We start from the raw sequence: 26,199 nt of genomic DNA, 5'->3' as shown, positions 1-26,199 counted from the left end.
GAAAAGATATAATAAAGGATTTTTTCTAATAGTCTTATATATAAGATACAACTGTTTATTTAGGTATATATAATTTATTGTAATTAATATTATAATTGGTATATAAGAAATTCACATTAGTAACAAATCGTATATAACTATAAATACAGGGGGATAAATTTATGAATAGATTAGAAGAGATTCGCAAGATTGTTGATAGTATTTTGATGGAACAACCTGACTTGGAAGAAAGACGATGTGGTTTTGTTCACTTGTACGGTGTATCTTGTAATTGTAGTTTACTTGCACTTAAACGTGGAATGAATGCCGAATTATGTGCAATTGCAGGAATGTTGCACGACATATCAAGTTATAAAACTGGTTATAGTGCTGACCACTCAAAGTTAAGTTCTGTTGAAGCGAGAAAAATTCTAAATGAGAGTAACTATTTTGAGGGGGATGAAATTGACATTATTTGTAGTTCAATATCTAACCATAGTAACAAACATAATGTAGATGGTGTTTATGACGAAATACTCAAAGACGCAGATGTACTCCAACATTACTTATATAATACAAATTTTCAAATTATAGAACATGAGAAGAATAGATTGAATAATTTATTTAAAGAGTTAGGGATTAACTTGTAGTTTATGAAAAATTAGAGGAGGAAGATAGCCTCCTTAACATATCCTATATTTTAAATATTTTTCTTTAATCTGAATTAGTTAACTCATTAGAAAGCCCAGAATTATGATTTTGCGATTGCTGTTTTGTACTTAAAAGTAATTTAAATAAGGGCTCGAGTATTCAGCAGTTATCTGAAAGAATACGAAATAAAAATATATAGAAACAAATCCAGCTAGTTTTAGCAGAAAACTATTAAGATTATCAAATAGACAAGAAATACCTGTTGATGTTAATGAGCAATTAGTAATTAAATTTTACTCCAAAAGATAATTATATAAAAAAGAAGAATCTATTAAGAAGATTCTTCTTTTTTATATAATTAGTACCATCTAATTACTCCACAAGCCAACCTTTTACCCGAATTACCGGCAGGCTGTGTTCGATAGTCATCGGGACTTTCATGAATTATAATTGTTTTTCCTACAACATCTTCTACATTAAATTTATTAGTATAAAACCACATTCTTGCTACCCCATCATTGGAAAATAAGACAGGGAAGTCTCCTGCATGATTTCCGTGAGGGAGAGTATACATATTGGAGAGTATAAATAATGATAATAGATATGGCGTTACTCATATTATAGCTAAAACTATTAAATGAAGCACTATTTAATATAAATCTATTTGGAATTTTAATATCGGGTGAAACCTGATATTTTTATTTTAAGCATGACATAATTCGACGAGATTCTTATGGAAGTTGGTATATAATGTAGATAATTTAAGAAATTCGACATGTGGTATTAAAAAAGGACAAAAAATAAGCTAATATCTATAATCTAAAATGAAAAATAATTAAGAAATTAATTTTAAAATATGTTTTTGAATTATGAGAAAATATGTGTTTGTATTAATTTGAGATTTAATATAACTAAATATTACCGAATCAAGGTTCGCGAATACTACTAAATATGATATATAAAGCGGATTTGGTGTCGGCAATACAACGTTAAGTGAAATTGAACGTAAAGTTCGCCCCGTCAAGGGGGAGTTTGATTTAACCTGTACTTTGGAAGTTTAGAAAGAGTCATTATCTCCTAAGTTTTATATAGTAAGACTTAATGCTATTTAAAGCAGGCTAATAATGTTAGTTATACAAAGTAACTATTTTGTTAGAAATTAGAAACTAAGAGTCACTGATACTAAATAAATATTTGAACACATAATATGTAATCTTCGACCATTTTCTATTATTACTAAAGCTTAGGAAGTTGGTGTTAATTTTGTTTGATGAGAATAATGAACGTAATAAATATGATATTAATATCTATTATGAAAATTTACTAATTAAGGAAGATTTTGAACATATAAAATTTTTACACAAAAGTGAAGAAAAAATTGTAATTAATGATATAAAGATAAAGAAAAAACTAGCAATAACAAAAAAATCTATAGGTAATATGGAAGAATTAGTTAAAATCAATCCAAACCTTAATGTTATGAATGGATATGGCTATAAAATTGGAGATTATATAGAATTAAATTTATATTCATTTATTTCAGTAAACTTATTTGATTATTACACAATGGATGGTAGTATTACTTTTAATATAGGTAGTGTAAAAATATTAATAGAAGGTTCTTCTGAGATGTACCGGTGGCTGAAAAATTTAGAATATGGATATGAGACATATACAGATGATTATGTAATTACAATGTCATTACATGGTATAACTAAAGAGAATTATGCTGATTACTTCAATATGGCACTATTTATCTTATGGACTATACCTAAAGACTACAATAAGAATACATCTGTGCATGAATTTATCACTGAACAAATAAACGACGTGAATTTTGAAGATGTACGGTTCTGTGAAGTTTTTTATTTTTATAATGAGGCGATGAGAATTATTGATACAGAAATATCAACGTTATATTTTTATAAAATCATAGAATATTTTTTTCTTGTTATTAGAAAAGACGAATTTAAAAATATAATAGAAGATTACATAGTTGATAAAAATATTGATTTAGTTATAAATAAGTTAGTGAAAATATACAAGGAACAGGAATTGTCTCAACTTACATTACTTTTAAAATCACTAGAAGAAGAGATAGGTGGGCTTATAACAAAAGCCGTTTCTTTAAATATAATAACGTCTCATGATATTAGTAAGTTTGCTGAAGCATTATATGGCTTTCGTAATAGCGTTGTGCATGGAAAAAGCGGGGAAAAATTTGAATTGAAGTTACCTAATCCCTTGATTAAAAATAGTAAAGAATTATTTTGGAGGGACTCCATAAAAAGCATTGCAGAAATACTAATTAAAAAGTTCTGTATAAAAATATTATAATAACTTTTATTTAATATTCGACAGGTATTGCTAATATTGGAAATGTGAGGTAATACATTCATAAACAAGTATTGGCTAAGGCTAAGTGATTTAAAACAATCTGAAAAATACCTATGGATAGGTTCTGCCTTGGCATCAGATAACAGTGTGTTTACACAAGGGTGCTTGCAGTACGTATAGAGGGAGAGATCAGCGCACCACATCCCTTCACTAGGTGCAAGTACTGTCTACGAAGAGATGCTCTTAGAGTTCAGTTCAGGATCGTCGCAAACACGAGACTTTATATAAAATGCGCGTGAGTGGCCGCCACATTGTGTGACTGAATACGTGTTCGAGATATATTTAGCTTTAATAATACTAAATAATTATCATATTGGAGGGTGCCATGGGTTCATATGCTACATTGACAGTTGGAAAGTATGATTTGTTACTAAGCAAGAATTGTCTAGCAGACTATTTGTTGATTATATTCAATAAAAACGATAAGGTTATTGAAAAAGACTATTATGATGATGGGGAAGAATACTTCCGGTATATGTACAAAACTAGTGTTAAGAAAGCAAAACAATGTTTAGATATTTTAGGATACACATTAAAAAATTCTAAGACACGTTTTGATGAATATAAATGCCAATTAGAATTCAAATTGGAATTAGATTATGAAGATAATTATGAAGAAGCGTATAAGAAATTTTCTTATGAAACATGGTCAAAGACTGTTATTGATGTCGCAAATGATTTAGTACAAAACGGAATTAATTATGAAAGAATTAGACGAAGTTTGAAAAATACAAGCAAGATTGAAGATATTGACAGATATATCATTTTAAGATCATTAGAATATGATGATGAATCGTATTTTGGAATGCCGTATGAGATGGATCCGTGGTTTACAATTAGAATAATACTTGAGAGCATATCTGATGAAGCAGAAATTATTTTAGATTATACTGGTTTAGTTGATGGAGGGTGGTACGACTCAGACCATGAGATCGAAAGTTTTTATGATACCAAGATTATAATTATGACTGAAGGGAAAAGTGATTCGAAAATTATATCAAAATCATTAGAGATAATGTATCCGCATTTGTATCATTTTTATTATTTTATGGATTTTGATATATCTAAAGCTCAAGGCAGTACTAACTTTTTAACCCATTATATTAAAGCTTTTATTGGCGCAGGAATTAGTAGCCAGATAATAGCTCTATTTGATAATGATGCTGCAGCTCATAATGAAATTTTAAATTTTGAAAAAATGGAAATTCCATCTAATATTAAGATCTTGACATTGCCAGATATTGAAATAGCAAATGATTACCCTACAATTGGTCCGTTTAATAATCAAAATGCAAATATTAATGGTTTGGCTTGTAGTATTGAGCTTTTTTTAGGTAAGAATGTTTTATGTGATGAAGATGGGAAATTAGTACCTGTAATATGGAAAGGATATATAGACAGAATTAATAAATATCAAGGAGAAATAACAAATAAGGATCAAGTCCAACAAAAATTTCTTCATGTTATAGATCAAATAAAAAATAAGTCACTACCAGCGGAAGATCATGATTGGAGTGCAATGGAAAAATTATTACAAATGATTTTTAATGCATTCCAGTAAGTAGAGAAATATTTTGGGCATTTAATATATGAGGGGCCGACGTTCTGTTGGCCTCTGGCCTTGGTGACTAGCGACTTTAATCAGTAATAAGAATAAGCTATGGTGATTTTTTAGCACCATTAGAGCAGAGAAAAGCATTGCTAGTAGGAGCTGCTGTTTCAAGGTTTTGCATAGTAAAAATAAATAAAGCAAGCAGAGAACAAAATTATATTTATCAACCAATAGGTAGTTTCTAAAATAGTCAAGAAATGCCACATCAGGAATTAGTAGAACGTTATAGAAGAGATTAGAGAGTATACACATTGTCAAATATAGATTCATTAGATAGAATTAGAAAAGTTAATTTCAATATAGTAATAGCAAATAATAAATTTGATAACAACTAATTACTACGAACAAGCATAGAGATATGTTTGTTCTTTTTTATTTATAAAAATACAGATTATAAAAAGGAGGAAAAATTAAAGTGGGAAATAAAGTAACTGCAATAGTAAATCAAAAAGGTGGAGTAGGAAAAACTACAACAACCTTAAATTTAGGTTATGCTTTAGCACAGATGGGTAGCAAGGTATTACTTATAGATTTTGACCCACAAGGAAGTTTAACTGTTTCTTTAGGATATAAAGCTGACAATAAGCCAGGTATTCAAACTATCATGTCAGATGCTATAGAAGAGAAAGAAATAGAAAAAGATTGCATTATACAAGTTAATGAAAATCTTCACCTAATACCTGCTAATCTACAACTAGCAGGTATTGAAATGACCTTAGTAAATGTTATGTGTAAAGAGCAAATACTAAAATCAGCTATAGAGTTTATAAAGGAAGATTATGATTATATATTAATAGATTGTTCACCTTCATTGGGAACCCTTACAATTAATGCTCTAGCAGCTTGTGATAGTATAATTATTCCAGTAACCCCTGAGTTTTTATCAGCTAAAGGCTTAGGGGATTTAACAGCTACAATAAAAAAGACTAAGAAGAGGATAAATCCTACCATCAAAATTGAAGGTATTTTAATGACCATGTTAAATGAGAGGACTAATTTATCTAAGGAAATGATAAAAACTGTAAATGAAAGTGCGGATTACATAAAGGATAAATTTAATTTAGATATGAAAATATTTGATAGTAAAATACCAGTCTCTGTTAAGGCTGGAGAGGCAATTTTAAACAGGAAAAGCATAATAGAATATGATCCTAAGAATAAGGTTTCAGAAGCATATCAAAGATTCGCTAAGGAGCTGATTTTAAATGATTGAGAAGAAAAAGATTATAAATATAAATGACTTGTTTTCTGATGAAGATTGCATACTAGGAAGCTCAGATGAAGGAATTAAGGAAATATATTTATATAAACTTATACCTTTTAGAAATCATCCATTTAAGCTATATGAAGGACAACGCTTAGAGGATATGGTAGAAAGTATTAAAGAGTATGGAGTAATAACTCCAATTATAGTTAGACCAATACCGATACAAGAAGATAAGTATGAAATACTTTCAGGGCACAATAGAGCTAATGCTGCAAAAATAGTAGGATTAGAAAAAATACCGGCAGTAATTAAAGAAGGATTAACAGATGAAGAAGCTATGCTTATAGTTACAGAAACTAACTTAATACAAAGATCCTTCGCAGATTTATCTCACTCTGAAAGGGCAAGAGTACTAGTAGAACACTATAATTCAATAAAGCAGCAGGGTAAAAGAACAGATTTAATAGATGAGCTTCAAAACCTTTCTAATGCTGTAAATTTCAATGATAATAATGATGCGTGCCAACTTGGCACGCAAGGTAGGACAGATACAAAGCTAAGTCAAAATTATGATCTTTCTGGAAGAACGATTGCCAGATATTTAAAGATAGACACTTTAATAGGCGAATTGAAAGACAGGATAGACACTAATGAAATTCCATTTATGGCAGGAGTAGAGATAGCTTTCTTAAAAGAAGATGAACAAGAAATTATAGAAGGGATATTGAAAAAGAATAAATCTAAGGTAGATATAAAGAAGGCAGAGATATTAAAATCATTTTCACAAAGTAGGAATTTTAGTTATGACAAAGCTAATGAAGTTTTATCAGGTGGGTATTTTGATAAGCCTAAAAAGATAAAGTCTTTTAAATTAAAACCTAAACTGGTTAGTAGATATTTTAAAGAAAATCAAACACAGAAAGAGATTGAGGAAATTATAGAAAATGCATTAGAAATTTATTTTTCTCAAAATTAAAAATTGATAATGAATAATGTATGGTCTAAAATATGTTGAAGAAGAACTTGAAAAATGCATTTCAGTGCTAAAAATTGCGAATAGTTTTGATAATGATGTGGAATTAGAATAAATTTAAAATTATATAAGGCAATAAGCGTAGATAGTGATATTTTAGCTATCTGCTTTTTTATTGTAAAAATACGAAGGCGATAATTTTTATATTAAATATTAGAATAGAAATTTATTATTAAGAAAATTTTAGAGGTTTAAATAGCTCCCACTTGAGCAGGTAAATGTAGTTTATTTACCCGCTTTTTTTATAAAAATTTTAATTATTGAAGGAGGTGAAAAGTATGAAATCATTGCTTATAAAAGCTAATGTGAAGTTAAATGGAGTTGATATTGAAATCTCTCCAGAGGATGCAATAAATAAATTAATAGAGGTGTTTGGATATGGTGACAGGGGCAAGAGGGGTGAAGAATGCTTTGTAAAAAATGGAGCTATTTACAGAGCTGTGGAAAAAGGATACGGAGAATTAAATTGGGATGATATTCTTGTATCTAAAAATAGTAATAAAGTGAAAGAACTTGAATCTCTATTATTTTTAAAACAAAGGATAGAGTCAAAACATACGTTAGAAAATGAAAATGATGAAGAATTAGAGTTATAAAAATATGAAGAGGAGCTAGAATTTTAGCTTGTCTTTTAATTTTTACAGGAGGTAAGATTATGGCATATGAAAGACGCAGATTTACAGAGGAACAAATACAATTTGCTAATAATGTAAATATACTTGAGTATGCAAAACAATCATTTGATGTTAAAAAAGTAGGTACAAATTCATATAAAATAGAAGGCTATGGAGGTCTACATATAAATCCAGTGACAAATAAATGGAATTGTTTTTGTCAAAATAAAGGTGGAGGACCAATACAGTTTGTAATGTTCACAGAGAATAAGTCTTGGGTAGAAGCAGTAAAACAGCTTATTGGTGTTACTTCTATTAATGCCTTTAATTATCAGAAGACAGTTAAAAGAGAAGAACCTAAAGGAAAATTAATTCTTCCTGAAAAAAATAATACATATAAGCATATGATGGCTTATCTTATACAAACAAGAAAAATAGATAAAGATATAGTTTATAGATTAATTAAGAATAAAAAAATATATGAAGATAAATATAAAAATTGTGTATTTGTAGGTTATGACAACAAAGGAGAAGCTAGATATGCAAGTATACGAGGTACTAATACAAATATAGAAAGATTTAGAGGTGATGTAAAGAACTCTGATAAAGCTTATAATTTTTGTATAGAAGGTAATAAAAATAGTTCCAAAGTATATGTTTTTGAATCACCTATAGATCTTATGAGCTATTTGACTCTTAAAAGAATTAATTCAGGTAATGGTTTTAAGTTTAATGATCATTTAGTGTCTTTGGGAGGACTATCTGATAAAGCATTAGAAAGATACTTAATAGAAAAACCTAATATAAAAGAAATAAATCTATGTCTTGATAATGATAGTGATGGATATGTGGCAGCTAATAGATTAAAGGAAAAATATAAAGATAAATACATAGTTAATATAGAGTATCCTAATGAAAAAGATTATAATGAAGATTTAAAAAAACTATATGAGGTAATGAATATTCAAAAAGAAAATTTAGCACATAATAAAGATAGTGAGGAAGAGGAGTTAGAAATTTAGCTTTTTTACTCAATATCTTTCAAAACCTAATATGCATTATTCAATAAAACACTTTGTATCAGTAACTAGGATTCAAGGTGTTTTCTTATTTTCTTTTTCAATAATCCAAAACTTCTTTTTATAGAAGGCTAGAAAAATAATAGTACTAGAAATGGAGGTGTCACCGATTGACACAAAATAGAGAAAAGGCGAATGAAACTATCATTATATTTATTGACACAGAAACAATTTTGGAAGATGAAATGAAAGAAAATGAAATGAAAGAAAATGAAAAGGAGGACTAAAATTTGAATAAAAAAGTAAAGAAGTACCGTCAAAAATTAGCAGATACATTTGTAAAATCTTTAGAAGAAAAACAGTTGGATTGGAAAAAGGAATGGAAAGGACAATCCATGATTCCAGTCAATGCCACAAACAATAAAAAATACAAAGGTATCAATAAATTTTGGCTAAGCTTTATTTCACTAGAAAAAGGCTATAGTGATCCAAGATGGTGTACATTCAAACAAATTAAAGATAAAGGATGGAAACTAAATAGAGGTTCAAAGGGTGAACAGGTAGAGTATTGGCTACCATATGACTTTAAAAATAAAAAGGCATTAACATGGGAAGAGTTTAATGCTGCTAAAAACAATCCTGAAGTCATGGAAAACATAAGCTTTACAGCAAAATACTATGTAGTTTTTAATGGAAAAGATATTACAGGGATACCGCCATCGCCACCCCTTGAAACCAATGATATTAAGCCTGATGAAATTATTGAACGACTGTCGAAGAACATGGGTGTTGAAATTTTAAATGACGGAAATGATAGGGCCTTTTATAGACATAGGGAAGATAAGATACATTTACCAAAACCCGAATATTTTAAGACAGATTATGCTTATAATTCTACAGCATTACATGAATTGGCCCATTCAACAGGAGCAGTACACCGTTTGAATCGTAATATCAGCAATATGTTCGGTTCAAGTGATTACGCCTATGAAGAACTAATTGCAGAAATCAGCTCCTGTTTTATGAGTGTGAATTTACATGCTGAACAAAGTGATGAACATATTAATAATCACAAGGCATATGTGCAAAGCTGGATTCAAGCAATTAATGAAAAACCTAATACATTAATCAAAGCTATTCGTGAAGCAGAGAAAACTGCAAACTATATGGAATATAAGGCAGAATTAATGAATGAAAAAACTTACTTAAGAACACAAAGTGAAAGTATGGAAGTAAAAGTAACGGAGATAGTTGAACATAATCAAGAAGAAGTAACAATAGAGGATGAAGAAGAACTAGAAATGTAGTTTCTATTTTTTCAATAATCCTGAAAATATTATGAGAATTGGAGTGATAGAAATGTACAATAATGTGTTTTTAAACACGTTTTTTTATTTCTTTTTCAATAACCCAATACTTCTCTTTTAGAGAAGGCAGGATTCCTATTTGTCGGACTTCGCTCGTCAAATAGCTCGCAACAGGTACTGGCCTGTTGCTTTATAAATATTCGGGAAGTATCCCGAACCCTCTAAAGGAAACAAAAAGGAGGTTATAAAAATAATAGAAACAGATTTATTGAAAATAAATTTAGAATGTAGAGAGTGTAGAAGATTTATAAACAATAACGGAAAATGTATTGGAAGACTTAATTGGAAAACTCCATGTACTATATTTAAAAAGGTTTCAAAAGCAGGTGATGGTTATTGAAAATAAAACAATAAAAATAAGTTTTAGAGTATCTGAAAAAGAACACTTAAAAATCCTGAATAAATCTAAAAAAGCAAATATGAGATTAAGCGAGTATTTAAGATACAGCTCTTTAAATAAAAACATAAATATAATAGAGGATTTTAAAGACTTTTCTAAGGAGTTAAAAGGAATAGGAAGAAATCTTAATCAATTAAATATTCTTTGCCATCAAGGTAAAATTACTTGTCCAGACATATCAATGACGCAAAAAAAGGTGGAAGAAATATGGGAATTGTTAAATTTATTAACGGATCAAATAAAAAAGTCCAGGGGCTAGTAAGAGCAATAGATTATATTGTTGATGAAAATAAAACAGAAGTATTTACATTTGAAAATTTAAATGTAAAAGATGAAGATAATATGAATCAAAATAATAAAGATAGAAATTGGCAATATAATCTATTTGCTGCAGTTAAAAAAAATAAGGATATATCTAAAAGCAAAGAAGAGTTTATTAAAAATATGAGCGATTTAGGGTATCAGGTTAAATGGGAGGATAATCGTAAGTATATAACATTTACTACCCCTGATGGGCATGTACGTAGAAACAATAAGCTATATCCTGCCCAAAATTTCACTAAAGAGGCATTAGAGAATATATTTAGTCTTAATAAATCTAACTTTGAAAAAGGAATAAAAATAAACACAGCCAGGATTAAAAAAGAACATATGAGTGAATTAGACAAGGAAATGACATTTGTAGAAAAATTGATATCTGAAGATAAAGGAAATAGAGCAATAAATTATATTACTAAAGATGGTAAAACATCAGCAAAATTAATAACGGGTATAAACTGTAGTCCAGAATCTGCCTTTGATGAAATGATGGTTACTAAAAAGATGTTCAATAAGGAGAAAGGAAGACAATTTATACATTTTATACACTCATTTCATCCTTATGAAGATATAAGTCCAGAATTAGCTCATGAAATATCTCTTAAGCTTATAGAGCAAGAAAGATTTAAAGAGTTTGAAATATTAGTCGCGACTCATACAGACAAGGATCATCTTCATACTCATTTTATATTGAATACTGTTAATTATGAAACTGGGGTGAAGTGGCAACAGAGCATAAAAGAAGCGAAAGAGCTAATATCATATTCAGATAAACTTTGTGAAGAATATGGACTTAAGTATAGTGTTTCTAATAAAAAACGAAGAGCTAACACTAAATCAGAAACTATTGGAGAACGCAAAGCAAGGGAAGAGGGTAGGAGCTGGAAGCACGAACTTCAACTTGCAGCTAGAAATGTACTTAAGTATTCAAGAAGCAAAGAAGAATTTATTAAAAACATGAGTGAGTTAGGATATCAGGTTAAGTGGGATAATGATGATAATAATATTACATTTACTACTTCAAATGGAAGACCATGTAGTAATCTCAGTTTATATCCACCTGAAAACTTTACCAAAGAGGCAATGGAAAAAAGATTTGCTCTTAATAAGCAGTATGAAAAAATAACTAATAACTCTACTTTACAAAAACAATTTGACGAAAGAGAAGAAATAGTATTACAGACTGTAAAGATGCTTGAAAGCAACCCTAGTGAAGGACATAAAGATTATCCGAGGTCTTATTTAGAAGGCCAAGCACTTAAGGAGAAAATTAAAGAGAAAGAAAAAGGCGAAGGCTTGGATTGGGAAAGATAAATATCAATTAATTTAAAGAGCTAAATTATTTAGGTCTTTTTGTTTTTTTTGTAGGAGGTGATTAATATAGAGATCCATGAAAAAATACAGGATTTAAAAGAGAAGCTGAATTCAGCGATTTCAAATTCCGAAAGCCTTACTAGTAATGAGGTAGTAGCATTAAGTCAGGAGCTAGATGGTTTAATAGCTTTAGAAAGTAGAAGAAGGCTAGAAAAGTACAAATCATCAAAAGAAAAATCGTAAAAGAAGGTGATGATATAAATTGTTTTTATATTGATAAATTGGTGAAGACCAATAGATTAACAAAAGGTAAAAGATATGTAGTAAGAAGAAAAGAATCTAGAAGTAATGATATAAAATTCTGTGGCATACTTATTGAAACTTATGAACGTTTTTACGTATTTGAAAATGAAAATGGATTTAGGGAATGTTTTTTAAAAGTAGATATAGAAACTAATTATTATGAAGTAAGAAAAGCGTAGAAAGGAGAAGCTTTTTATATGAATAAACAAAAAAGAACCAGACTCATAATGTCCATATTAATACTTATAATTGGAATTGTTTCTAGCATATTTTTCTCGACATTACTTCATAAGTTGCTATCAGGAGAAACTACTAATTTAAGTATTCCAAAACTAAAAGATTGTGTAGAGAGCTTTATGTCTAGTAGGCAGCATTTAAAGCTCTTTTTATATTTTATAGCACTTAGCTTTTTAGCTAGCATAGGCTTTTATTTTTCTAATGATAAAGCATATCAAAGTAAACTTATTAAAGTAACTCCTATGATATATACACCGGCAGTAGCAGGACAAAATCAGCATGGTTCAGCTAGATGGTTAACAGAAAAAGAAAAGGACCAGGTATTTAAAAGCTATGTATTAATTAAAAATGATAAATTTATTCAATCACTTATGGAAGAAAATAAGAAGTACATTAATACATCAGAAGGAGGTAAGAAGACAAGTGATTAATGATGGTAACTGCTTTTTACAAAAGGGAGGAATTGTAATTGGAAAAACAGATTTAGGTAAAAAAGAAAAAATATATACTATAGAAGATGATGTTCACAGTATTACTATAGGATCTACCCGTTGTGGAAAAACGAGAACTATAGTAATTCCTACTATATGTACTTTAGGGCTTGCTGGAGAAAGTATGATACTAAGTGATCCTAAGGGAGAATTATATAATTACACAGAGCCATTTTTAAGAAAACTAGGATATGATGTTTTTGCTATAGATTTTAAAAATCCTTTAAAAAGTAACGAATATAATTTCCTTCAGCCTGTAATAGATTCGGTAGATAAAAATGATATAGCTGGTGCTATAGATGCTACTTGGGATATTACAGCTGCCTTAGTAGGAGAGGCAAAAGGTGAGAGAATATGGCGTGATGGGGAAGCCTCTATTATAGCTAGTAGCATTATGAGTGTAGTTTATGATAATAAAGATAAGGAAAATAAACGTTTTCAGAATATGACAAACGTTTATTTTTTTATAGCTGAAATGTGTAAGCCTGTAGGTAAAACAATGCCTATAGTAGAGTATGTAAAGGGATTAGAAGATAGTCATCCTGCTAAAGGACTTTTAGCTATATCAGAAGTAGCACCAAGTAAAACTAAAGGTAGCTTCTTTACAGCAGCATTAACTACCTTAAGGCTGTTTACAAACCCACTAATAAATACTATGACATCTAAAAGCACTTACAATCCAAAGGATTTAGGGAATAAGAAGATGGCTATATTTATAATTTTACCTGATGAAAAGACCACATATTACAGCTTAGCAAGTTTATTAGTTTCTCAGCATTACGAGCAGCTTGTACAGTCAGCAGATTCAAGAGGAGGAAGATTAGAAAATAGGATTAATTTTATATTAGACGAATTCGGGAATTTTACTTTGATACCAGACTTTTCAAGCAAACTCACTGTTGGAGGTGGTAGAGGAATACGTTTTAATCTATTCTTACAAGGTTTTTCACAGCTTGAAGAAAAGTATGGAAAGGAAGTAGCTAGAACAATAAAAGGAAATTGTGAGAACTGGATATATCTACAGACTGATGATGATGAAACATTACAAGAAATATCTAAAAGGCTAGGTAACTATACTACAAGCAGTTATTCTCAAAGTGCTTCACATCAAAAATATACAACACCTAGCAGCTCACATAGTATAAATCTTACTGCAAGACCTTTACTTACTTATGATGAAGTAAAGCTTATTTCTAGGCCATATTCATTAATAATGTCAAGAAATCGTCCAGCAATGATGCATGCTCCAGATCTAAGTAAATGGTATTTTAATAAAATGTTAGGTCTAGGAGATGAAGAGCACAATAGGTTATTGAGAGAAAGAAGAGAAAGGGCAAGAAAGGCTAAATCAATAGATAATGATATTGATCTTTGGGGCATTTGGCACATATATGGCGAATATTAAAGGGAGGAATTTAATCTATGAAAAGATTTTATAAAAAAACAATATCAATTCTTACAATAATATTTTATATTTTACTTCAAAATACTTTTGTATTTGCAATTAATCTACAAAACAGTAAAATAGCTAAAGGATTTGAAAATCTAGTTAAAGATGCTACTTCTTTGTTAATGTTATTAGCACCTATAGTAGGTGGATTACTTATAGGGTATTTCTTTCTTAGAAAAAGTGGAGCAGACGAAATGGATCAGAAAACATGGCAGAAAAGAATCAATACTGCCATATATTCTGTTGTAGGAGTTGTAGTATCTTCTGCCTTGATTAATCTAATTATTGGATACTTTGCTTAAAACATATAGACAAAAGAAATGAGAATTTAGTTGTAAATCTGAATTTCTTTTGTCTTTTTAAAAAAGGAAGTGATAATATGACAGTGCTATTTGTAGGGCTGATAGTTTCTTTTATTACAGGATTTTTCGCGTATAATTTTTGGTTGGATAATATGGTTTTCTTAGCTTTATATGCAGAAAAGCATATGGCTGGAATTGGATTTGAAAGCTTTAATTTTCTATTTGATATATTCTTTGGCTATGGAATATCTCTTATAGTATTGAAATTTTTAAAGAAAGGATTTGATATATATATTCTCTGGGTAGATGGAGATGCTGATGCAGACCCTATAATACTCCTTACAAATTTCTTCAGAGCTATGACCATCGCTATAGGATTTCCTGTTATTTATGAAGCAGTAGCGAAAATAATAGAGAATTTATCAACGGAAGTTATTACGGCAATAGGTCTAAACATAGATAATAGTCAGCTAAGTCTAGTAAATGACTTAGCATCTTTAGGAATATTTCCAGCAATACTATATTTAGTTTTCACGGTTATATTTGTGTATCTAAATATTCAATTTATTGTTAGAGGTTTAGAAATATTTGTGCTTAGAGTTGGAATTCCTTTAGCATGTACAGGACTTATGGATGCAGATAAAGGTGCTTTTAAAACATATATTCAAAAACTCGTTCAGGAGTTTTTTACTGTACTAATTCAAGTAGTCTTAGCCAAACTAGGTCTAGCACTAATGCGTAACGGGCATATACAAGATTATAATATCTACTTTGGAATAGCAGCTTTACTTTTAGCAGCTAAAACACCAAGGTTCTTACAAGAATTTTTAATACCTTCTAGTAGCGGTGGAGGTATGAATGGAGTATATTCTGCCGCAAGAATGGTGCAGATGACAAAAATAGCATTTAAACGATAGGAGGTAGAAATGGATATTTTAGATGAGATTTCTCAGCTGTTCATATGGCTTACTAGAGTGGGAGTAATTTTTAGAGTAGCGTTTTGCTTCTTCAAAAAAATAGGAAACGATGAAGAAGCTGCTGTTTATAATAAAAGAATGAAAAATGCAATAACCTTTTACATTCTAGCAGAAAGTATTTTTCAAATAAAAGATATTGCAATGTATTATTTTGGAGGCTGATATAAATATGGGCGAAGAAAAAAGTTTATATATACCCCAGGGGCTTAAAGTTGAAAATGAAATTTTCACAGGCTTTGGTAAGAAGGAAATGATTAGAGCGTTAATTATATGCTTAATAGCAATGATAATTAATGCTTTTATATTTTTAATAACTAAAAATACTTTAATATTTGTTGTAATAATGCTTTCATCAGTTACAGCAAGTGTAATGGCAACTCAAAAGGACAAATCTAACATATCTATTTTTGATCAGATTAAGTTTATGATTAGATTTTCAAAGAATCAAAAGTACTATCCATATAAATATTTACCTGAATGGGGGGAAGAGATTGAAAAGCAAAAATAAAGATAAATACAAGGTCCTTTTAAGTATAGGAAAGATTGATACTAAAGTTGAAGCTGCTATTAACTCAGCCAATATAAATATAATTGATTATGAGGACAATATTAATATTATTTATGATGTTTTGGATATTGTAGGTACAGATTTATTAATACTTAATAGGCTATTAGATGATGATAGTGGGAATATCCTAGTTAGGATAGCATCTAAAGCTAAAGAAAAGGGAATTAAAATTATAATCATTTTAGAAGAGATGGAAAGTTCAAAGGAAAGAAAACTTATTACAAGACTTATAAATGAAAATGTATTTAGTTTTATAAGATTTAGCGAAGTTACTAAAAAGAAGATTGAGAAAAATGTTAAGAAATATCCTTCAGAATTTGACTTTAAAGTATTTTCAAAATCAAGGATAGAGTATAGACAGGTTCAAGTAGTAAAGAGCATGTTTAAAGAGGTAATAGCTGTATATTCACCACTTAGTCAAGGATCTTCTGTAATAGCTTCTCATTTAGCTATGTCTATTGCTAAAACACAAAACTGTAGAGTTTGTTTAGTAGATTTTAATCCACTTAAACCAAGCTTTAAGAAGATATTTAATAGAAGCTTTGATAACACATTAGTAAATGTTTTTAACTCTTTAGAAAGAGATACGCTGACTAATGAAAAGCTAGAGGGTTTTTTAACAACAAGTAAGGAACAGAAAAATTTAGATATATTAGCTGGATTTTATGACATAAATGAATACTATACTTTAGCTAATGATAATGCATTTCCTGTATATATTAATCAGGTAATAGAAAAACTTAAATTTTTATATGATTATGTAATTATTGATACTCACTCCTGGTATGACATATATACAACAAATGAAGCTCTTATTAAAGCAGATAAGGTAATAGTACCTATTTTAGGCAATATATTCGACATTGAAGAAGCTAATAGATATATTGCTTTCTTTGAAAAATACAATGATTTTGATATAAGAAAGTTTTTATTTGTAGTTAATAGATATTCTGGTGAGGATCTAACATTTATAGAAATAGAAGCTAATTTAAAAGGCCCGGTTATAGGATATGTATCTGAATACAAGGTCTATAAAACAGGAAATGCTTTTAGTAATAAAAAAATAATGAATGAGTATATACCTATACTAAAATCTATTGGTTTAAATGCAGAAAAGGAGTCATCCTTTAAAGATATACTTTTTAATAGGAATAGGAGAAAAAGATTAGAGATAATGGAGGAAAATTAATGATTGTAAATAGAATAGAAGAACGCTCTGTTCAGAAACAAAATAAAAATAATGAACAAGTTTTTATATCTATATATGATGTAATTTCTAGGATAGCTGATGAAGTTGTTAAAAACCATAAAGATATCATTGCAGATATTACACTTTCAAAGTCGCCTAAGTCAGTACTTGAAAAGCTTGTTCTAAAGATTATTGCTAACAGAAATTACAAGGTAGCTGAGGTAAATAGGCCAGATTTAGTAAAGGAAGTCATAGATCATATCCTAGGCTATGGTATTATACAAAAATATATTGATTTACCAGATTTTAATAATGCTTATATAAATGGTCCTGATAATGTTTGGGTCAAATGTGGAAATAAGATGGAAAGAGTAGATGTTAGCTTTGGAAGTAATGAAAACCTACTTTCATATATACAAACTACCATACAGGCAAATTTAAAAGGTGAAATTAATGAGAATAAGGCACTAGTTAAGTTTGAGGATAAAGAGAATAAGCTAAGGATCATCTGTGGTATATCTCCTGTAACTACATTAAGTCCAACTATAGTATTTAGAAAGCATAGAGATGATGCATATTCACTTAAGGAGTTAGTAGATATAGGGATGCTTACAGAAGAACAAGCAGAAGATTTAGTTAGATATGCTCAAGCAGGAGCCAATATTATGTTTGTAGGTAAGGGAGGGGCAGGAAAAACTACATTAATGAGAGCAGTACTTGAAGAGTTAAATAAAGAAACTAGAATACTCGTCATGGAAGAGCATCCCGAACTTTTCTTAAAGCATCCTAATGCTATACACACTCTAGTAAAGAGAAATGAACATGGACAGATATATGGTATAAGAGAAATTTCAGACATGGGGCTCTTAATGAGTATAGACGCTTACGTATATGGAGAAATCAGAGAAGGAGAGGCTATGACATTCTTCAATGGAGCCTTTGCAGGAAATCAAACCTTTAATACAGCACATGCTGGCTCGGCAAAAAAGGCTCTAAGAAAGATGATGATAAACATGAAAATGTCAGGAACTAATCTTTCTGATGAAGTGCTACTGGATATACTATATGAAAGTGTAAATATTATTGTATATTTAGATAGTTTTACTGTTGCTGAAATGGCCGAAATTAACTCAGAAGGCAAAGATAAATATAATTACTTATGGAAATTTAATATTAAACATCGAGAGGCTACTTTTATACAAGGTGAACATATAAAAACAGGCTTTGTAGAATCGGAAGATTTAATTATTAAATTAATGCAAAGCAACCTTTTAAAGGAAGGTGATTTAGATGCTTATAATATTGATAATATTACTAGTCTTTATGGGGCTGCTTTTAATAATTAATAATATAGATATAAAAAGAGTTTTAAATATAAAAGCTAGGAAGAGGACTAAGAGAAATATAGTAAAGATTAAAAATAGTTATTTAGATGATAAGTTAGATTATATTGAAAAGCTTATACAAAAATCTAATATAAGAATCTATATACCTTATTCTATATGGTCCCATCTATTTATATGCTCTATGCTATTTTTTCTAGGAACAACATATATGTATCAATATATAAACATTATAGTAGCTCTTATATTTGGCTTTGGTTTAAGTACCATGCCTTTTTTAATACTGAGAATTATAGCTGATGTTTTTGCCTATAAGATTAAAAGAAGCTCTGTAGATTTTCTTATAATATTAAAGAATTTTTTTATAGCAAATAAAAATAAGGATATATTTGAATGTTTCAATAAAGCTTCGGAATATGTATCAGAGCCACTTAAGAGCTACATAGACATAATGATACATGAACATAAATATAAGATAAATCCTGTTCAATGCTTAGAAAATTTAAAAGATAAGATAGAAATATCTGAGCTTAAGCTTTTTATTGAAAATCTTAAAATATGTTATATTCATGGAGGAAATATTATAGGGTTAATAGATGCTTTTATAGAAGAAATATCAGAGCAAAATGATGATGAAGATGAAGAAAGCACAGAAGACTCTATTTTAAATATGGGATTATATTTCCTGATTATTCTAAACTTCACAGTAATATATTTTCTAATTAACTCTAGTTATAGATATTCAATATTAGAGCCCGTTTGGGGACAAATAGTCTTTGCATTGGATATTATAATATCAATATATATAGTCATTCAATCCATGGATAAATTACAGGCCTAGGGGGTGATAAAAATAGATCTAATAAAATTTAATATGATTATTTTTATAACACTAATAACTTTTGGACTGTTATTAGTGTTTTTCTATTTTAAAACAAGATTTAAAGATAGTAAAAATATGAGTAAAAAATATTACAATAGTAGAAAAATTAAGCTTAAAAAGATCAAGTTAAATTCAGAAGGAAAGCTGTATAGATATATAGATAATTATTTAAAAGAATCTGGTTATATACTCTATCCAGAGAGCTATATTTTTCTACATCTACTAGTTTTTTTAATTATTTTTTATGGTGGATTTAAAATAGGATTAGATGAAGCATCTAAAAGTCTTATACCAGCGCTGTTAATTGTTGTAGGAGTTCTAAATGCAGCAATACTTAAAAAAGCTAAAGACAGAAAAAATAAAATCAGATTGGAACTTTGTAATATTCAAGATGTAATGTACTTTCAAAATAAAATAGGTACATCTGAAGATATTATACTTACCTATGCTGCTGAAATAGCTAAAGATCCATTAAAGGAACCTTTGGAGTATTTAGCAGCAGCACCTAAGGTTAAAAAGTCTGTGGAAGCTTCATTGGAGAATTTAAGGAAAGTTTCTGATGTTGTAGAGCTGCAGTCTTTTAGTTTTATTCTGCAGCAAAGACAGGAAACAGGAAATGTTTCAGAAAATCATAAAGCGCAATCTCAAATGATGAAGAGAAATAAAAGGCTTAGAAGAAAAATTAAGAGGCAATACAAACGTACAAAGTTAATAGCAGCATCATTAATGTTGTTTACCTGTTATGTTTTACTTCTAACAGTACCTCTTTTTGCAGAGGTACTGAGAAGTTTAAACCTAATGTTTAGGTAAATTTTTTTATTCAATAAAATTTAACAACACAAATTGGGAGGAATTAATATGCAAAAAATTAGATTAAAAGTAAACGGTATTAACAGAAGAGTGATAGAGGTTCTAAAAAATGAGGAAGGAAATGGTATTGTTGCAGGTATAGTTGTATCAGCTATTGTATTAATTGCTCTAATACTTTTAAATACACCAATTAGGACCTTTATAGCTGATATTTGGGAGCTTTTTGCTAACTTTGTAGAAGGAAAATTATCTACTTTGTTTTCATCTTAGTATATATCTTAATTAATGTAAGGAGGGAAATAAAATGTCTACTGGACAATTAGTTATATTAACCTTCGTTATAATTTTCTTGTTTATGTTTGCAGTAGGGAATATTGAGTATTCCCTACCCTTCTTTCAAAGACTTAAGTTTGACAATGTATGTAATAGATACCTTGCCATTATACAGGCAGAGGGAGGATTAAATACATTAAACCGAAACAGCTTAGTATTAGAATTAGAAGACAGAGGATTTACAAATGTTAATATATCAGCACCTACAAAGGTATCCTGGAACAGTGAAGCAGTACTTAGAGTAGAAGCTGATTATACATTTAAAACTACTACAGGGGATATTGAAAAGAAAGAAAATACTAGGAAAGTTGTGTACGAAAATAAAACTAGAGTAATGACTTTAGAGAGGTAGGTATTAACATGGGGAAATCGTGGATTTATATTGCTTTGGCCACAATAATTATTCTCTTAATGTTTTTACTTACCATATTTTTTATAGAGATTAATTTTGTAATAGCCTTAGGAAATAGAGTAGAGAACTCATTAATAGGGGCTGGATGGGCAGGGTTTGGAGAGTTAGATTTAGAAAGGTTATCCGAAAGAGTGGAAGGAATAGATGATCCCGCAACAAGAGAAATATACCTAGATAAAGTAAAGGCAGAGGAAATTGTAAGAGAATATATTCGTAAAAATTTAAAGCTAGACGATAACTATATTCCTAAAGATGATAGTTATATTACAAATAAATCTAATCCAGTTATTATAGATGAGATTAGAGTATTTAATCCTGATGATCTGCCTATAGCGGCAAGTAATGGCACACTTATTACAAGAACCACAATTCAAATAACCGTTCAAATACCTATGGATGTAAAGGGTGTAGGTTTTGTATATGCAAAGAAAACTGTATTTGTAGATATAGACTCATTTATATAGCTTGTATAGAAGGAGGAAAGAAGGAAAATGAAAATAAAGTTAAATCGAAGATTATTACAAATAGGTGCGGGATGCCTAATATTGGCTATTGTAATAACTATGTATACATTTAATCAGATGAAAAAAGCTTCTCAACCAGAACCAACTGAGAGTATTGCATATTTTGCTGATAATCTAACGAGGGGTATCATAATAAAGGACTCTGATATAAAAATGAAAGAAACACCTATCTCTATGATTCCTATTGATGCAATTAGGAATAAAAAAGAGTTAATAGATAGAGAACTAATTGTAGATGTAAGTAAGAATGAATTTGCACTTATAAATAAAACCACAGTAAGGGGAGAAGTAAGGGAAGATGTTGAAGCTATGTGGGAGATAGGAATTGAAGTAAAAGAGATTTCAGATTTTCTAGGATCACAGATAAAAATAGATGAATATTATGCTCTTTTGTTTGCAGATCCAATTACAAATAAAAAGTACCCTATTAATAAAGTAAAAATTACAGGACTAGTAGATACTACAGGAAATACTATTCATCCAAATAGTGAAGGACTTCCTAAAGTAGTTATAATGGCAGTAGAAACAGAAGAAGAAATGTTAGAAATAGCAAGCTATAAAATGAAAGGATTATTTGAACTTGCTAGGCCACCAAAGGATTGGGAATATAATTCTTTGAATGAAATAATGCTGGGAAATGATAAAGATTATAAAGAAGAATTATAATAGTTTTAAATCTTGAGATTAAGACATTTTAATGATAAACTATGGGCAAGGTAATCGGAAAAGCAGGGTGTGGTTGCCACCTCATTTCACATAGGAAGAAAGGAGGTGGTGTGGTATGGATACATATCAAGCAATATCGTTAATGATTGCGTTTGGAATGTTCGTTATATCACTTATCTCCTATTTAGATAGAGATAAAAAATAATCACCCTGCCTGGCCGCAGTGTGATTATAAGATAGTTTAATTTAGCTGTTTAAGGCAATCACATTTGTGCAAATCCGATTACCTTATTAACATTATACCACAAACACTTTAAAAGTAAACATATACATTGTGTAATTCTACTTATACAATTAAACTTTTTTATCAAACAGCTTTGATGATCTGACCCCAAAAAGTTAGACAAAATTTAATTAAGCAGCTTGGAAATGGTATAATAAACTGGACACTAAGTTAAGAGGCAAAGTATTTTTATTTTAAAGGCAATGAAGGTGATTTATTGGAAGCTGCATGGTCGATATGGGATGTAAAAGATGAGATTAAAGAAGATTTCTTTTTAGACTGACTCTTTATAAGATTCCTTTGATTAAGGGATCTTGTATTCCAAGTTTTAAGGATTAGATGTAATAACTATAAAAACGAATAACTATTTAAAATACCGTATTATTCAGAAGTGAATTGTTCGGTATTTTTTATATGCAATTACAAGAATTTGCTATAAGAATGTATAAGGTATGATATAATTTTTTTGTCAGACAAATTGGCTTAGATAGAAAACGCAAAACAGAGATTATGTATATAATATAAAGAACAAAAGGAATAAATAGGAGTGGTTTGATGAAAAAGATTAGACATAATAAATTTTTAAATTATATTATTCCCATAATAATATCAGTAATTATTATACCTATTATGCTTTTTTCAATGAATGGTATTCCTTTGTTCGGTGTTCCCAAAGTAGAAGATATTGATTATATTGAAATGTCTAATACTAAATTAGGCACTAATACACGAAAATTTACAGAAATCGAAGATATAGAGAATGCAATAAATTTTACTAATTTTCTATCTTACAAGCTCGGAACACCAGAACAAAAGAGCTGTTAATTGAATTAGTATTCCATTTAAAAGATGGCAGTTCTTTTGTTATTAGTTCGAATGAAAAAACTATATATATTAATGGGAAACCATACAGTATTAAAGGTGATAATGGAATAACTTTTATAAAGGTAATAGAAGGATTCTTCTTTGATGACTTACTTTAAAAATAGAAAGTTGAATAAATATCATTTAACTGCATTAGAAAAATAAGCACAATATATACTTATAATTAAGTTTTATTATATTGCTTAAATTCAAAGGTATTAATAAACCGATTCTTAAACAGAGGAGGAAAGGGATATTGAAAACAAGAAAAATAATGGTGAGAATAGGGACCGTATTACTATTATCAATTATAATATGGCGATTTATTTCATATCTAAATGGTAAGTTTTTAGGAGACGAGTATAATCATACAGCTCATTTCTTTATTGCTTTAACTACTACAATTTTATGTTTGATTCTTATTGATACTGTGCGCAGAATTGATAAGATTTCTTGGAAATATCTCGGGCTAGACGACCTTCGGACAAATATCATTTCTTTTTTTATTGGAATCATACTTTGGGCTATTCCTGCGGCTATTGGTCTGATTATCTGTTTAATGACTGGTTGGGTTGAAATAAAAGTAATAACAACAGATTTAAATCAGCTGTTGTTGAGTATCTTGATTTTATTTATAACTGTATTTTTTATAGAAGCATTTCCAGAAGAGCTTGTATTAAGAGGATATATTTACAGTTATTTAAATTCACTGTTTCCACACAAGATAACACTCTTTATACAATCACTTATATTTTCATTGTTTGCTTATTTTATAGGAGCTATATACTCTTTGGATCAACTCCTTTTTATTCCTAGTTATGGTTTAATGTTAGGTTATTTTAGAGCTAAATCAGGCAATGTTTGGACATCAATAGGATTCCATGCAGCGATCATGACTGCAACACAAATATTAAATTTGGCTCATAACCACTTTCATGTTAGCGGAGCTTTTGCTCTTAGGTTTTTTGCTTTTAATTTATTACCATATATGCTAGGAGCTATTGCATTAGAATTAATTTATCCAAAGCACAATTGGAATGAGACAGTTCTAATTTGCGATGATTAATTAAGATACATCATTAATATTAGCTGCAACTGATGAGGATTATGCGACGTAATTATTAAGATTAAAAATACGAACAATGTTCTTTGAAAACTGAATAATACGGTATTAAGAATTTATAGTAATATAGAAAATATGGTATAATTTTCTTGTTAGATAAATCAGATTAGTAGAATAATATTTAATAATCTGGCGATTATAGGTCGCCCCTACAATGCAGAATTTATCAATATGTAGGGGCGGTATTTAACCGCCTGCTTAGGGTACAATATTTATTGCGAAATAAAATAATTTATATTAATTTGGTAGGTGAAAACTATGAGACGAAAAGACAGAGAAATGAGCAAGGAATTTGGTATTGAAGTCATAGATAAGTCAAGATATGGTATCCTTTCCATGATTGATGAAGATAATGAACCTTATGGAATCCCTCTTTCCATTGTGAGAGATGGAAATATTTTATATTTTCATTCAGCAATGGATGGGAAAAAGGTAAAAACATTTGAGAAAAATCCTAGTGTTAGCGTAGCATTTGTAGGAGAAACAAAAATCCCAGAAAACTATACTAAAGAGGAGTTAGATGAAATCATAAAGGATGAATCAAAGACAATATTACTTATTAGTAAAGTTTTTACTACTGAGTTTGAATCTGCTGTTGTGATAGGTAAGGCAAAATTAGTAAATGATGAAAATGAAAAGATTAAGGCTATGAGATTAATATGTGAGAAATATACTCCAATAAAAATGGATTATTTCCCTATGGCAATTAAAGCAGGATTAAGAAGGACCAATGTATATGCAATAGAAATTGAAGAAATTACATCTAAGAGAAAAAAATATGATATACGTGGTGAAGAAATGAAATGGGGAAGGATGGAAAATTTATATTAATAAAAAGAAGGTGTGGTTAAGATATTTAAAGACAAATACAGTTTAACTTTACAATAAATTTATTAGGAAATACCAATCTAAATATATAATAAAGACAAAATATATTCTAATGAATATTATATTGTTATTAATACAATTATTTTTATGGTTTATGTCTATGTAGCAGCATGGCTTTTTGATTTTTTAATGGAAAATATTTATTCTGCACTATTAAAAAGAAAGTTTGCAATTAAAGACGGTCTTGCAACATCTATGGCTATTTAGGTGTTAAGTTTAGGTTCAGAGATTATCCACGATCTATTTTTAAATAGCCCATTCGATATAAATGATATAATAGCAACAGGCTTTGCTTTAATAATTTTCTTGATAATTTTTTATTTAAACAATAAAGATTTAAGTAGTGAAGCATAAAACAATAAATAGTATTATCTTATTAGACGTAATAACTATAAAACTGAATAATACGGTATTGAAAATATAGAATTTGTTATAATAATATAGAAAATATGGTATAATTTTTTTGTTAGATAAACTGTATTAGTAAGATAATATAAAATGGTCATAACTGATATTAACTGAGTTATTGCGCAAAGATGTTTAATAAATAGAATTTTGAAAGGAAGTGGTTTGTATAATAAATAAAAATAGTTATAAATTCAAAGGTGTTAGGGCGAAACACGTAAAATAGTCCTCCAACAA

The 26,199-nt window shown here is 29.1% G+C and carries 31 protein-coding genes; 30 read left to right on the top strand and 1 reads right to left on the bottom strand.

Annotation, left to right across the window (positions count from 1 at the left end; genetic code table 11):
• Positions 1 to 161: 161 nt before the first annotated feature.
• Positions 162 to 629, top strand: a complete 468-nt coding sequence (locus KQI88_RS10890; protein ID WP_216417258.1) for an HD domain-containing protein — start codon at positions 162 to 164, stop codon at positions 627 to 629.
• 359 nt (positions 630 to 988) lie between these two features.
• Here KQI88_RS10890 and KQI88_RS10885 read toward each other — a convergent pair whose 3' ends face one another.
• The gene (locus tag KQI88_RS10885) at positions 989 to 1,204 is read right to left on the bottom strand and encodes a superoxide dismutase family protein (RefSeq protein ID WP_330656201.1); all 216 of its coding nucleotides are present in this window, start codon (positions 1,202 to 1,204) and stop codon (positions 989 to 991) included.
• 689 nt (positions 1,205 to 1,893) lie between these two features.
• On the opposite strand from KQI88_RS10885, the gene KQI88_RS10880 reads away from it, so the two are divergent.
• The 29 genes from KQI88_RS10880 (at position 1,894) to KQI88_RS10745 (ending at position 25,500) form a co-directional block, all read left to right on the top strand.
• The gene (locus KQI88_RS10880) at positions 1,894 to 2,967 is read left to right on the top strand and encodes a hypothetical protein (RefSeq protein WP_216417256.1); all 1,074 of its coding nucleotides are present in this window, start codon (positions 1,894 to 1,896) and stop codon (positions 2,965 to 2,967) included.
• A 385-nt stretch (positions 2,968 to 3,352) separates the two neighbouring features.
• A complete protein-coding gene (locus tag KQI88_RS10875; RefSeq protein ID WP_216417253.1) occupies positions 3,353 to 4,588 on the top strand; it encodes a HEPN/Toprim-associated domain-containing protein in 1,236 nt (411 codons plus the stop codon).
• A gap of 466 nt (positions 4,589 to 5,054) precedes the next feature.
• The gene (locus KQI88_RS10870; RefSeq protein ID WP_216417251.1) at positions 5,055 to 5,852 is read left to right on the top strand and encodes a ParA family protein; all 798 of its coding nucleotides are present in this window, start codon (positions 5,055 to 5,057) and stop codon (positions 5,850 to 5,852) included.
• Positions 5,845 to 6,822 carry a ParB/RepB/Spo0J family partition protein gene (locus tag KQI88_RS10865; RefSeq protein WP_246579255.1) on the top strand — a complete coding sequence of 326 codons (978 nt, stop codon included), beginning with the start codon at positions 5,845 to 5,847 and terminating at the stop codon, positions 6,820 to 6,822. The genes KQI88_RS10870 and KQI88_RS10865 overlap by 8 nt, the downstream gene beginning before the upstream one ends.
• Positions 6,823 to 7,157: 335 nt before the next feature.
• Positions 7,158 to 7,475: a hypothetical protein gene (locus KQI88_RS10860; RefSeq protein WP_216417249.1), complete on the top strand. Its 318-nt coding sequence runs from the start codon at positions 7,158 to 7,160 to the stop codon at positions 7,473 to 7,475.
• 59 nt (positions 7,476 to 7,534) lie between these two features.
• Entirely contained in the window at positions 7,535 to 8,515 is a 981-nt protein-coding gene (locus KQI88_RS10855) for a DUF3991 and toprim domain-containing protein (RefSeq protein ID WP_216417247.1), read from the top strand.
• A 287-nt stretch (positions 8,516 to 8,802) separates the two neighbouring features.
• Positions 8,803 to 9,819: an ArdC family protein gene (locus KQI88_RS10850; protein ID WP_216417246.1), complete on the top strand. Its 1,017-nt coding sequence runs from the start codon at positions 8,803 to 8,805 to the stop codon at positions 9,817 to 9,819.
• 389 nt (positions 9,820 to 10,208) lie between these two features.
• Positions 10,209 to 10,538, top strand: coding sequence for a plasmid mobilization protein (locus tag KQI88_RS10845; protein WP_216417866.1), 330 nt, complete (start codon positions 10,209 to 10,211; stop codon positions 10,536 to 10,538).
• Positions 10,487 to 11,911: a relaxase/mobilization nuclease domain-containing protein gene (locus KQI88_RS10840; protein ID WP_216417244.1), complete on the top strand. Its 1,425-nt coding sequence runs from the start codon at positions 10,487 to 10,489 to the stop codon at positions 11,909 to 11,911. Before KQI88_RS10845 ends, KQI88_RS10840 begins: the two co-directional genes overlap by 52 nt.
• 57 nt (positions 11,912 to 11,968) lie before the next feature.
• On the top strand, positions 11,969 to 12,154 hold the full coding sequence (locus tag KQI88_RS10835) for an aspartyl-phosphate phosphatase Spo0E family protein (protein WP_216417242.1): 186 nt from the start codon (positions 11,969 to 11,971) through the stop codon (positions 12,152 to 12,154).
• Between the two features lie 41 nt (positions 12,155 to 12,195).
• Positions 12,196 to 12,393, top strand: coding sequence for a hypothetical protein (locus KQI88_RS10830; RefSeq protein WP_216417240.1), 198 nt, complete (start codon positions 12,196 to 12,198; stop codon positions 12,391 to 12,393).
• Positions 12,394 to 12,411: 18 nt separating this feature from the next.
• Complete coding sequence (locus tag KQI88_RS10825) at positions 12,412 to 12,882, top strand: TRAG family protein (protein ID WP_216417238.1); 471 nt, start codon at positions 12,412 to 12,414, stop codon at positions 12,880 to 12,882.
• Positions 12,875 to 14,347 (top strand): VirD4-like conjugal transfer protein, CD1115 family, encoded by a 1,473-nt coding sequence (locus KQI88_RS10820; RefSeq protein ID WP_330656196.1) that lies wholly within the window; start codon positions 12,875 to 12,877, stop codon positions 14,345 to 14,347. The genes KQI88_RS10825 and KQI88_RS10820 overlap by 8 nt, the downstream gene beginning before the upstream one ends.
• Before the next feature lie 17 nt (positions 14,348 to 14,364).
• Positions 14,365 to 14,694 (top strand): hypothetical protein, encoded by a 330-nt coding sequence (locus KQI88_RS10815; protein ID WP_216417236.1) that lies wholly within the window; start codon positions 14,365 to 14,367, stop codon positions 14,692 to 14,694.
• A 77-nt stretch (positions 14,695 to 14,771) separates the two neighbouring features.
• The gene (locus KQI88_RS10810) at positions 14,772 to 15,611 is read left to right on the top strand and encodes a conjugal transfer protein TrbL family protein (RefSeq protein WP_216417234.1); all 840 of its coding nucleotides are present in this window, start codon (positions 14,772 to 14,774) and stop codon (positions 15,609 to 15,611) included.
• A 9-nt stretch (positions 15,612 to 15,620) separates the two neighbouring features.
• Positions 15,621 to 15,833: a mercury transporter gene (locus KQI88_RS10805; protein WP_216417232.1), complete on the top strand. Its 213-nt coding sequence runs from the start codon at positions 15,621 to 15,623 to the stop codon at positions 15,831 to 15,833.
• Between the two features lie 7 nt (positions 15,834 to 15,840).
• On the top strand, positions 15,841 to 16,179 hold the full coding sequence (locus tag KQI88_RS10800; RefSeq protein ID WP_246579253.1) for a hypothetical protein: 339 nt from the start codon (positions 15,841 to 15,843) through the stop codon (positions 16,177 to 16,179).
• Positions 16,163 to 17,428, top strand: coding sequence for an AAA family ATPase (locus tag KQI88_RS10795; protein ID WP_216417230.1), 1,266 nt, complete (start codon positions 16,163 to 16,165; stop codon positions 17,426 to 17,428). Before KQI88_RS10800 ends, KQI88_RS10795 begins: the two co-directional genes overlap by 17 nt.
• Positions 17,428 to 18,774, top strand: coding sequence for an ATPase, T2SS/T4P/T4SS family (locus tag KQI88_RS10790; protein WP_216417228.1), 1,347 nt, complete (start codon positions 17,428 to 17,430; stop codon positions 18,772 to 18,774). The genes KQI88_RS10795 and KQI88_RS10790 overlap by 1 nt, the downstream gene beginning before the upstream one ends.
• Positions 18,719 to 19,612, top strand: coding sequence for a hypothetical protein (locus KQI88_RS10785; RefSeq protein ID WP_216417226.1), 894 nt, complete (start codon positions 18,719 to 18,721; stop codon positions 19,610 to 19,612). Before KQI88_RS10790 ends, KQI88_RS10785 begins: the two co-directional genes overlap by 56 nt.
• Before the next feature lie 117 nt (positions 19,613 to 19,729).
• Entirely contained in the window at positions 19,730 to 20,464 is a 735-nt protein-coding gene (locus tag KQI88_RS10780; RefSeq protein ID WP_216417224.1) for a hypothetical protein, read from the top strand.
• A 48-nt stretch (positions 20,465 to 20,512) separates the two neighbouring features.
• Entirely contained in the window at positions 20,513 to 20,734 is a 222-nt protein-coding gene (locus KQI88_RS10775; protein WP_216417222.1) for a hypothetical protein, read from the top strand.
• 34 nt (positions 20,735 to 20,768) lie between these two features.
• Complete coding sequence (locus KQI88_RS10770) at positions 20,769 to 21,149, top strand: hypothetical protein (protein WP_216417220.1); 381 nt, start codon at positions 20,769 to 20,771, stop codon at positions 21,147 to 21,149.
• An 8-nt stretch (positions 21,150 to 21,157) separates the two neighbouring features.
• A complete protein-coding gene (locus KQI88_RS10765; protein WP_216417218.1) occupies positions 21,158 to 21,673 on the top strand; it encodes a hypothetical protein in 516 nt (171 codons plus the stop codon).
• Between the two features lie 27 nt (positions 21,674 to 21,700).
• The gene (locus KQI88_RS10760) at positions 21,701 to 22,399 is read left to right on the top strand and encodes an SAF domain-containing protein (protein ID WP_216417216.1); all 699 of its coding nucleotides are present in this window, start codon (positions 21,701 to 21,703) and stop codon (positions 22,397 to 22,399) included.
• Positions 22,400 to 22,514: 115 nt separating this feature from the next.
• Positions 22,515 to 22,604, top strand: coding sequence for a putative holin-like toxin (locus KQI88_RS18585; RefSeq protein WP_249168592.1), 90 nt, complete (start codon positions 22,515 to 22,517; stop codon positions 22,602 to 22,604).
• A gap of 633 nt (positions 22,605 to 23,237) precedes the next feature.
• Positions 23,238 to 23,507, top strand: a complete 270-nt coding sequence (locus KQI88_RS18105; RefSeq protein ID WP_246579252.1) for a hypothetical protein — start codon at positions 23,238 to 23,240, stop codon at positions 23,505 to 23,507.
• Between the two features lie 295 nt (positions 23,508 to 23,802).
• Complete coding sequence (locus tag KQI88_RS10750) at positions 23,803 to 24,612, top strand: CPBP family intramembrane glutamic endopeptidase (RefSeq protein ID WP_216417214.1); 810 nt, start codon at positions 23,803 to 23,805, stop codon at positions 24,610 to 24,612.
• Positions 24,613 to 24,927: 315 nt separating this feature from the next.
• The gene (locus KQI88_RS10745; protein ID WP_216417212.1) at positions 24,928 to 25,500 is read left to right on the top strand and encodes a pyridoxamine 5'-phosphate oxidase family protein; all 573 of its coding nucleotides are present in this window, start codon (positions 24,928 to 24,930) and stop codon (positions 25,498 to 25,500) included.
• Positions 25,501 to 26,199 lie beyond the last annotated feature (699 nt).

This window comes from Alkaliphilus flagellatus, from assembly GCF_018919215.1.
Classification (GTDB): domain Bacteria; phylum Bacillota; class Clostridia; order Peptostreptococcales; family Natronincolaceae; genus Alkaliphilus_B; species Alkaliphilus_B flagellatus.
This window is presented reverse-complemented; position numbering and strand designations above follow the sequence as displayed.

What these genes read in the sequence shown, in the direction of transcription:
- KQI88_RS10865 (WP_246579255.1), top strand. Translation starts at nt 5,845, where the DNA reads ATGATTGAGAAGAAAAAGATTATAAATATAAATGACTTGTTTTCTGAT.
- KQI88_RS10885 (WP_330656201.1), bottom strand. Translation starts at nt 1,204, where the DNA reads ATGTATACTCTCCCTCACGGAAATCATGCAGGAGACTTCCCTGTCTTA.
- KQI88_RS10785 (WP_216417226.1), top strand. Translation starts at nt 18,719, where the DNA reads ATGCTTATAATATTGATAATATTACTAGTCTTTATGGGGCTGCTTTTA.
- KQI88_RS10760 (WP_216417216.1), top strand. Translation starts at nt 21,701, where the DNA reads ATGAAAATAAAGTTAAATCGAAGATTATTACAAATAGGTGCGGGATGC.
- KQI88_RS10840 (WP_216417244.1), top strand. Translation starts at nt 10,487, where the DNA reads ATGGGAATTGTTAAATTTATTAACGGATCAAATAAAAAAGTCCAGGGG.
- KQI88_RS10765 (WP_216417218.1), top strand. Translation starts at nt 21,158, where the DNA reads ATGGGGAAATCGTGGATTTATATTGCTTTGGCCACAATAATTATTCTC.
- KQI88_RS10775 (WP_216417222.1), top strand. Translation starts at nt 20,513, where the DNA reads ATGCAAAAAATTAGATTAAAAGTAAACGGTATTAACAGAAGAGTGATA.
- KQI88_RS10845 (WP_216417866.1), top strand. Translation starts at nt 10,209, where the DNA reads ATGGTTATTGAAAATAAAACAATAAAAATAAGTTTTAGAGTATCTGAA.
- KQI88_RS10770 (WP_216417220.1), top strand. Translation starts at nt 20,769, where the DNA reads ATGTCTACTGGACAATTAGTTATATTAACCTTCGTTATAATTTTCTTG.
- KQI88_RS10875 (WP_216417253.1), top strand. Translation starts at nt 3,353, where the DNA reads ATGGGTTCATATGCTACATTGACAGTTGGAAAGTATGATTTGTTACTA.
- KQI88_RS10815 (WP_216417236.1), top strand. Translation starts at nt 14,365, where the DNA reads ATGAAAAGATTTTATAAAAAAACAATATCAATTCTTACAATAATATTT.
- KQI88_RS10780 (WP_216417224.1), top strand. Translation starts at nt 19,730, where the DNA reads ATGAGTAAAAAATATTACAATAGTAGAAAAATTAAGCTTAAAAAGATC.
- KQI88_RS10800 (WP_246579253.1), top strand. Translation starts at nt 15,841, where the DNA reads ATGGGCGAAGAAAAAAGTTTATATATACCCCAGGGGCTTAAAGTTGAA.
- KQI88_RS10790 (WP_216417228.1), top strand. Translation starts at nt 17,428, where the DNA reads ATGATTGTAAATAGAATAGAAGAACGCTCTGTTCAGAAACAAAATAAA.
- KQI88_RS18105 (WP_246579252.1), top strand. Translation starts at nt 23,238, where the DNA reads ATGAAAAAGATTAGACATAATAAATTTTTAAATTATATTATTCCCATA.
- KQI88_RS10860 (WP_216417249.1), top strand. Translation starts at nt 7,158, where the DNA reads ATGAAATCATTGCTTATAAAAGCTAATGTGAAGTTAAATGGAGTTGAT.
- KQI88_RS10745 (WP_216417212.1), top strand. Translation starts at nt 24,928, where the DNA reads ATGAGACGAAAAGACAGAGAAATGAGCAAGGAATTTGGTATTGAAGTC.
- KQI88_RS10890 (WP_216417258.1), top strand. Translation starts at nt 162, where the DNA reads ATGAATAGATTAGAAGAGATTCGCAAGATTGTTGATAGTATTTTGATG.
- KQI88_RS10825 (WP_216417238.1), top strand. Translation starts at nt 12,412, where the DNA reads ATGAATAAACAAAAAAGAACCAGACTCATAATGTCCATATTAATACTT.
- KQI88_RS10855 (WP_216417247.1), top strand. Translation starts at nt 7,535, where the DNA reads ATGGCATATGAAAGACGCAGATTTACAGAGGAACAAATACAATTTGCT.
- KQI88_RS18585 (WP_249168592.1), top strand. Translation starts at nt 22,515, where the DNA reads ATGGATACATATCAAGCAATATCGTTAATGATTGCGTTTGGAATGTTC.
- KQI88_RS10810 (WP_216417234.1), top strand. Translation starts at nt 14,772, where the DNA reads ATGACAGTGCTATTTGTAGGGCTGATAGTTTCTTTTATTACAGGATTT.
- KQI88_RS10805 (WP_216417232.1), top strand. Translation starts at nt 15,621, where the DNA reads ATGGATATTTTAGATGAGATTTCTCAGCTGTTCATATGGCTTACTAGA.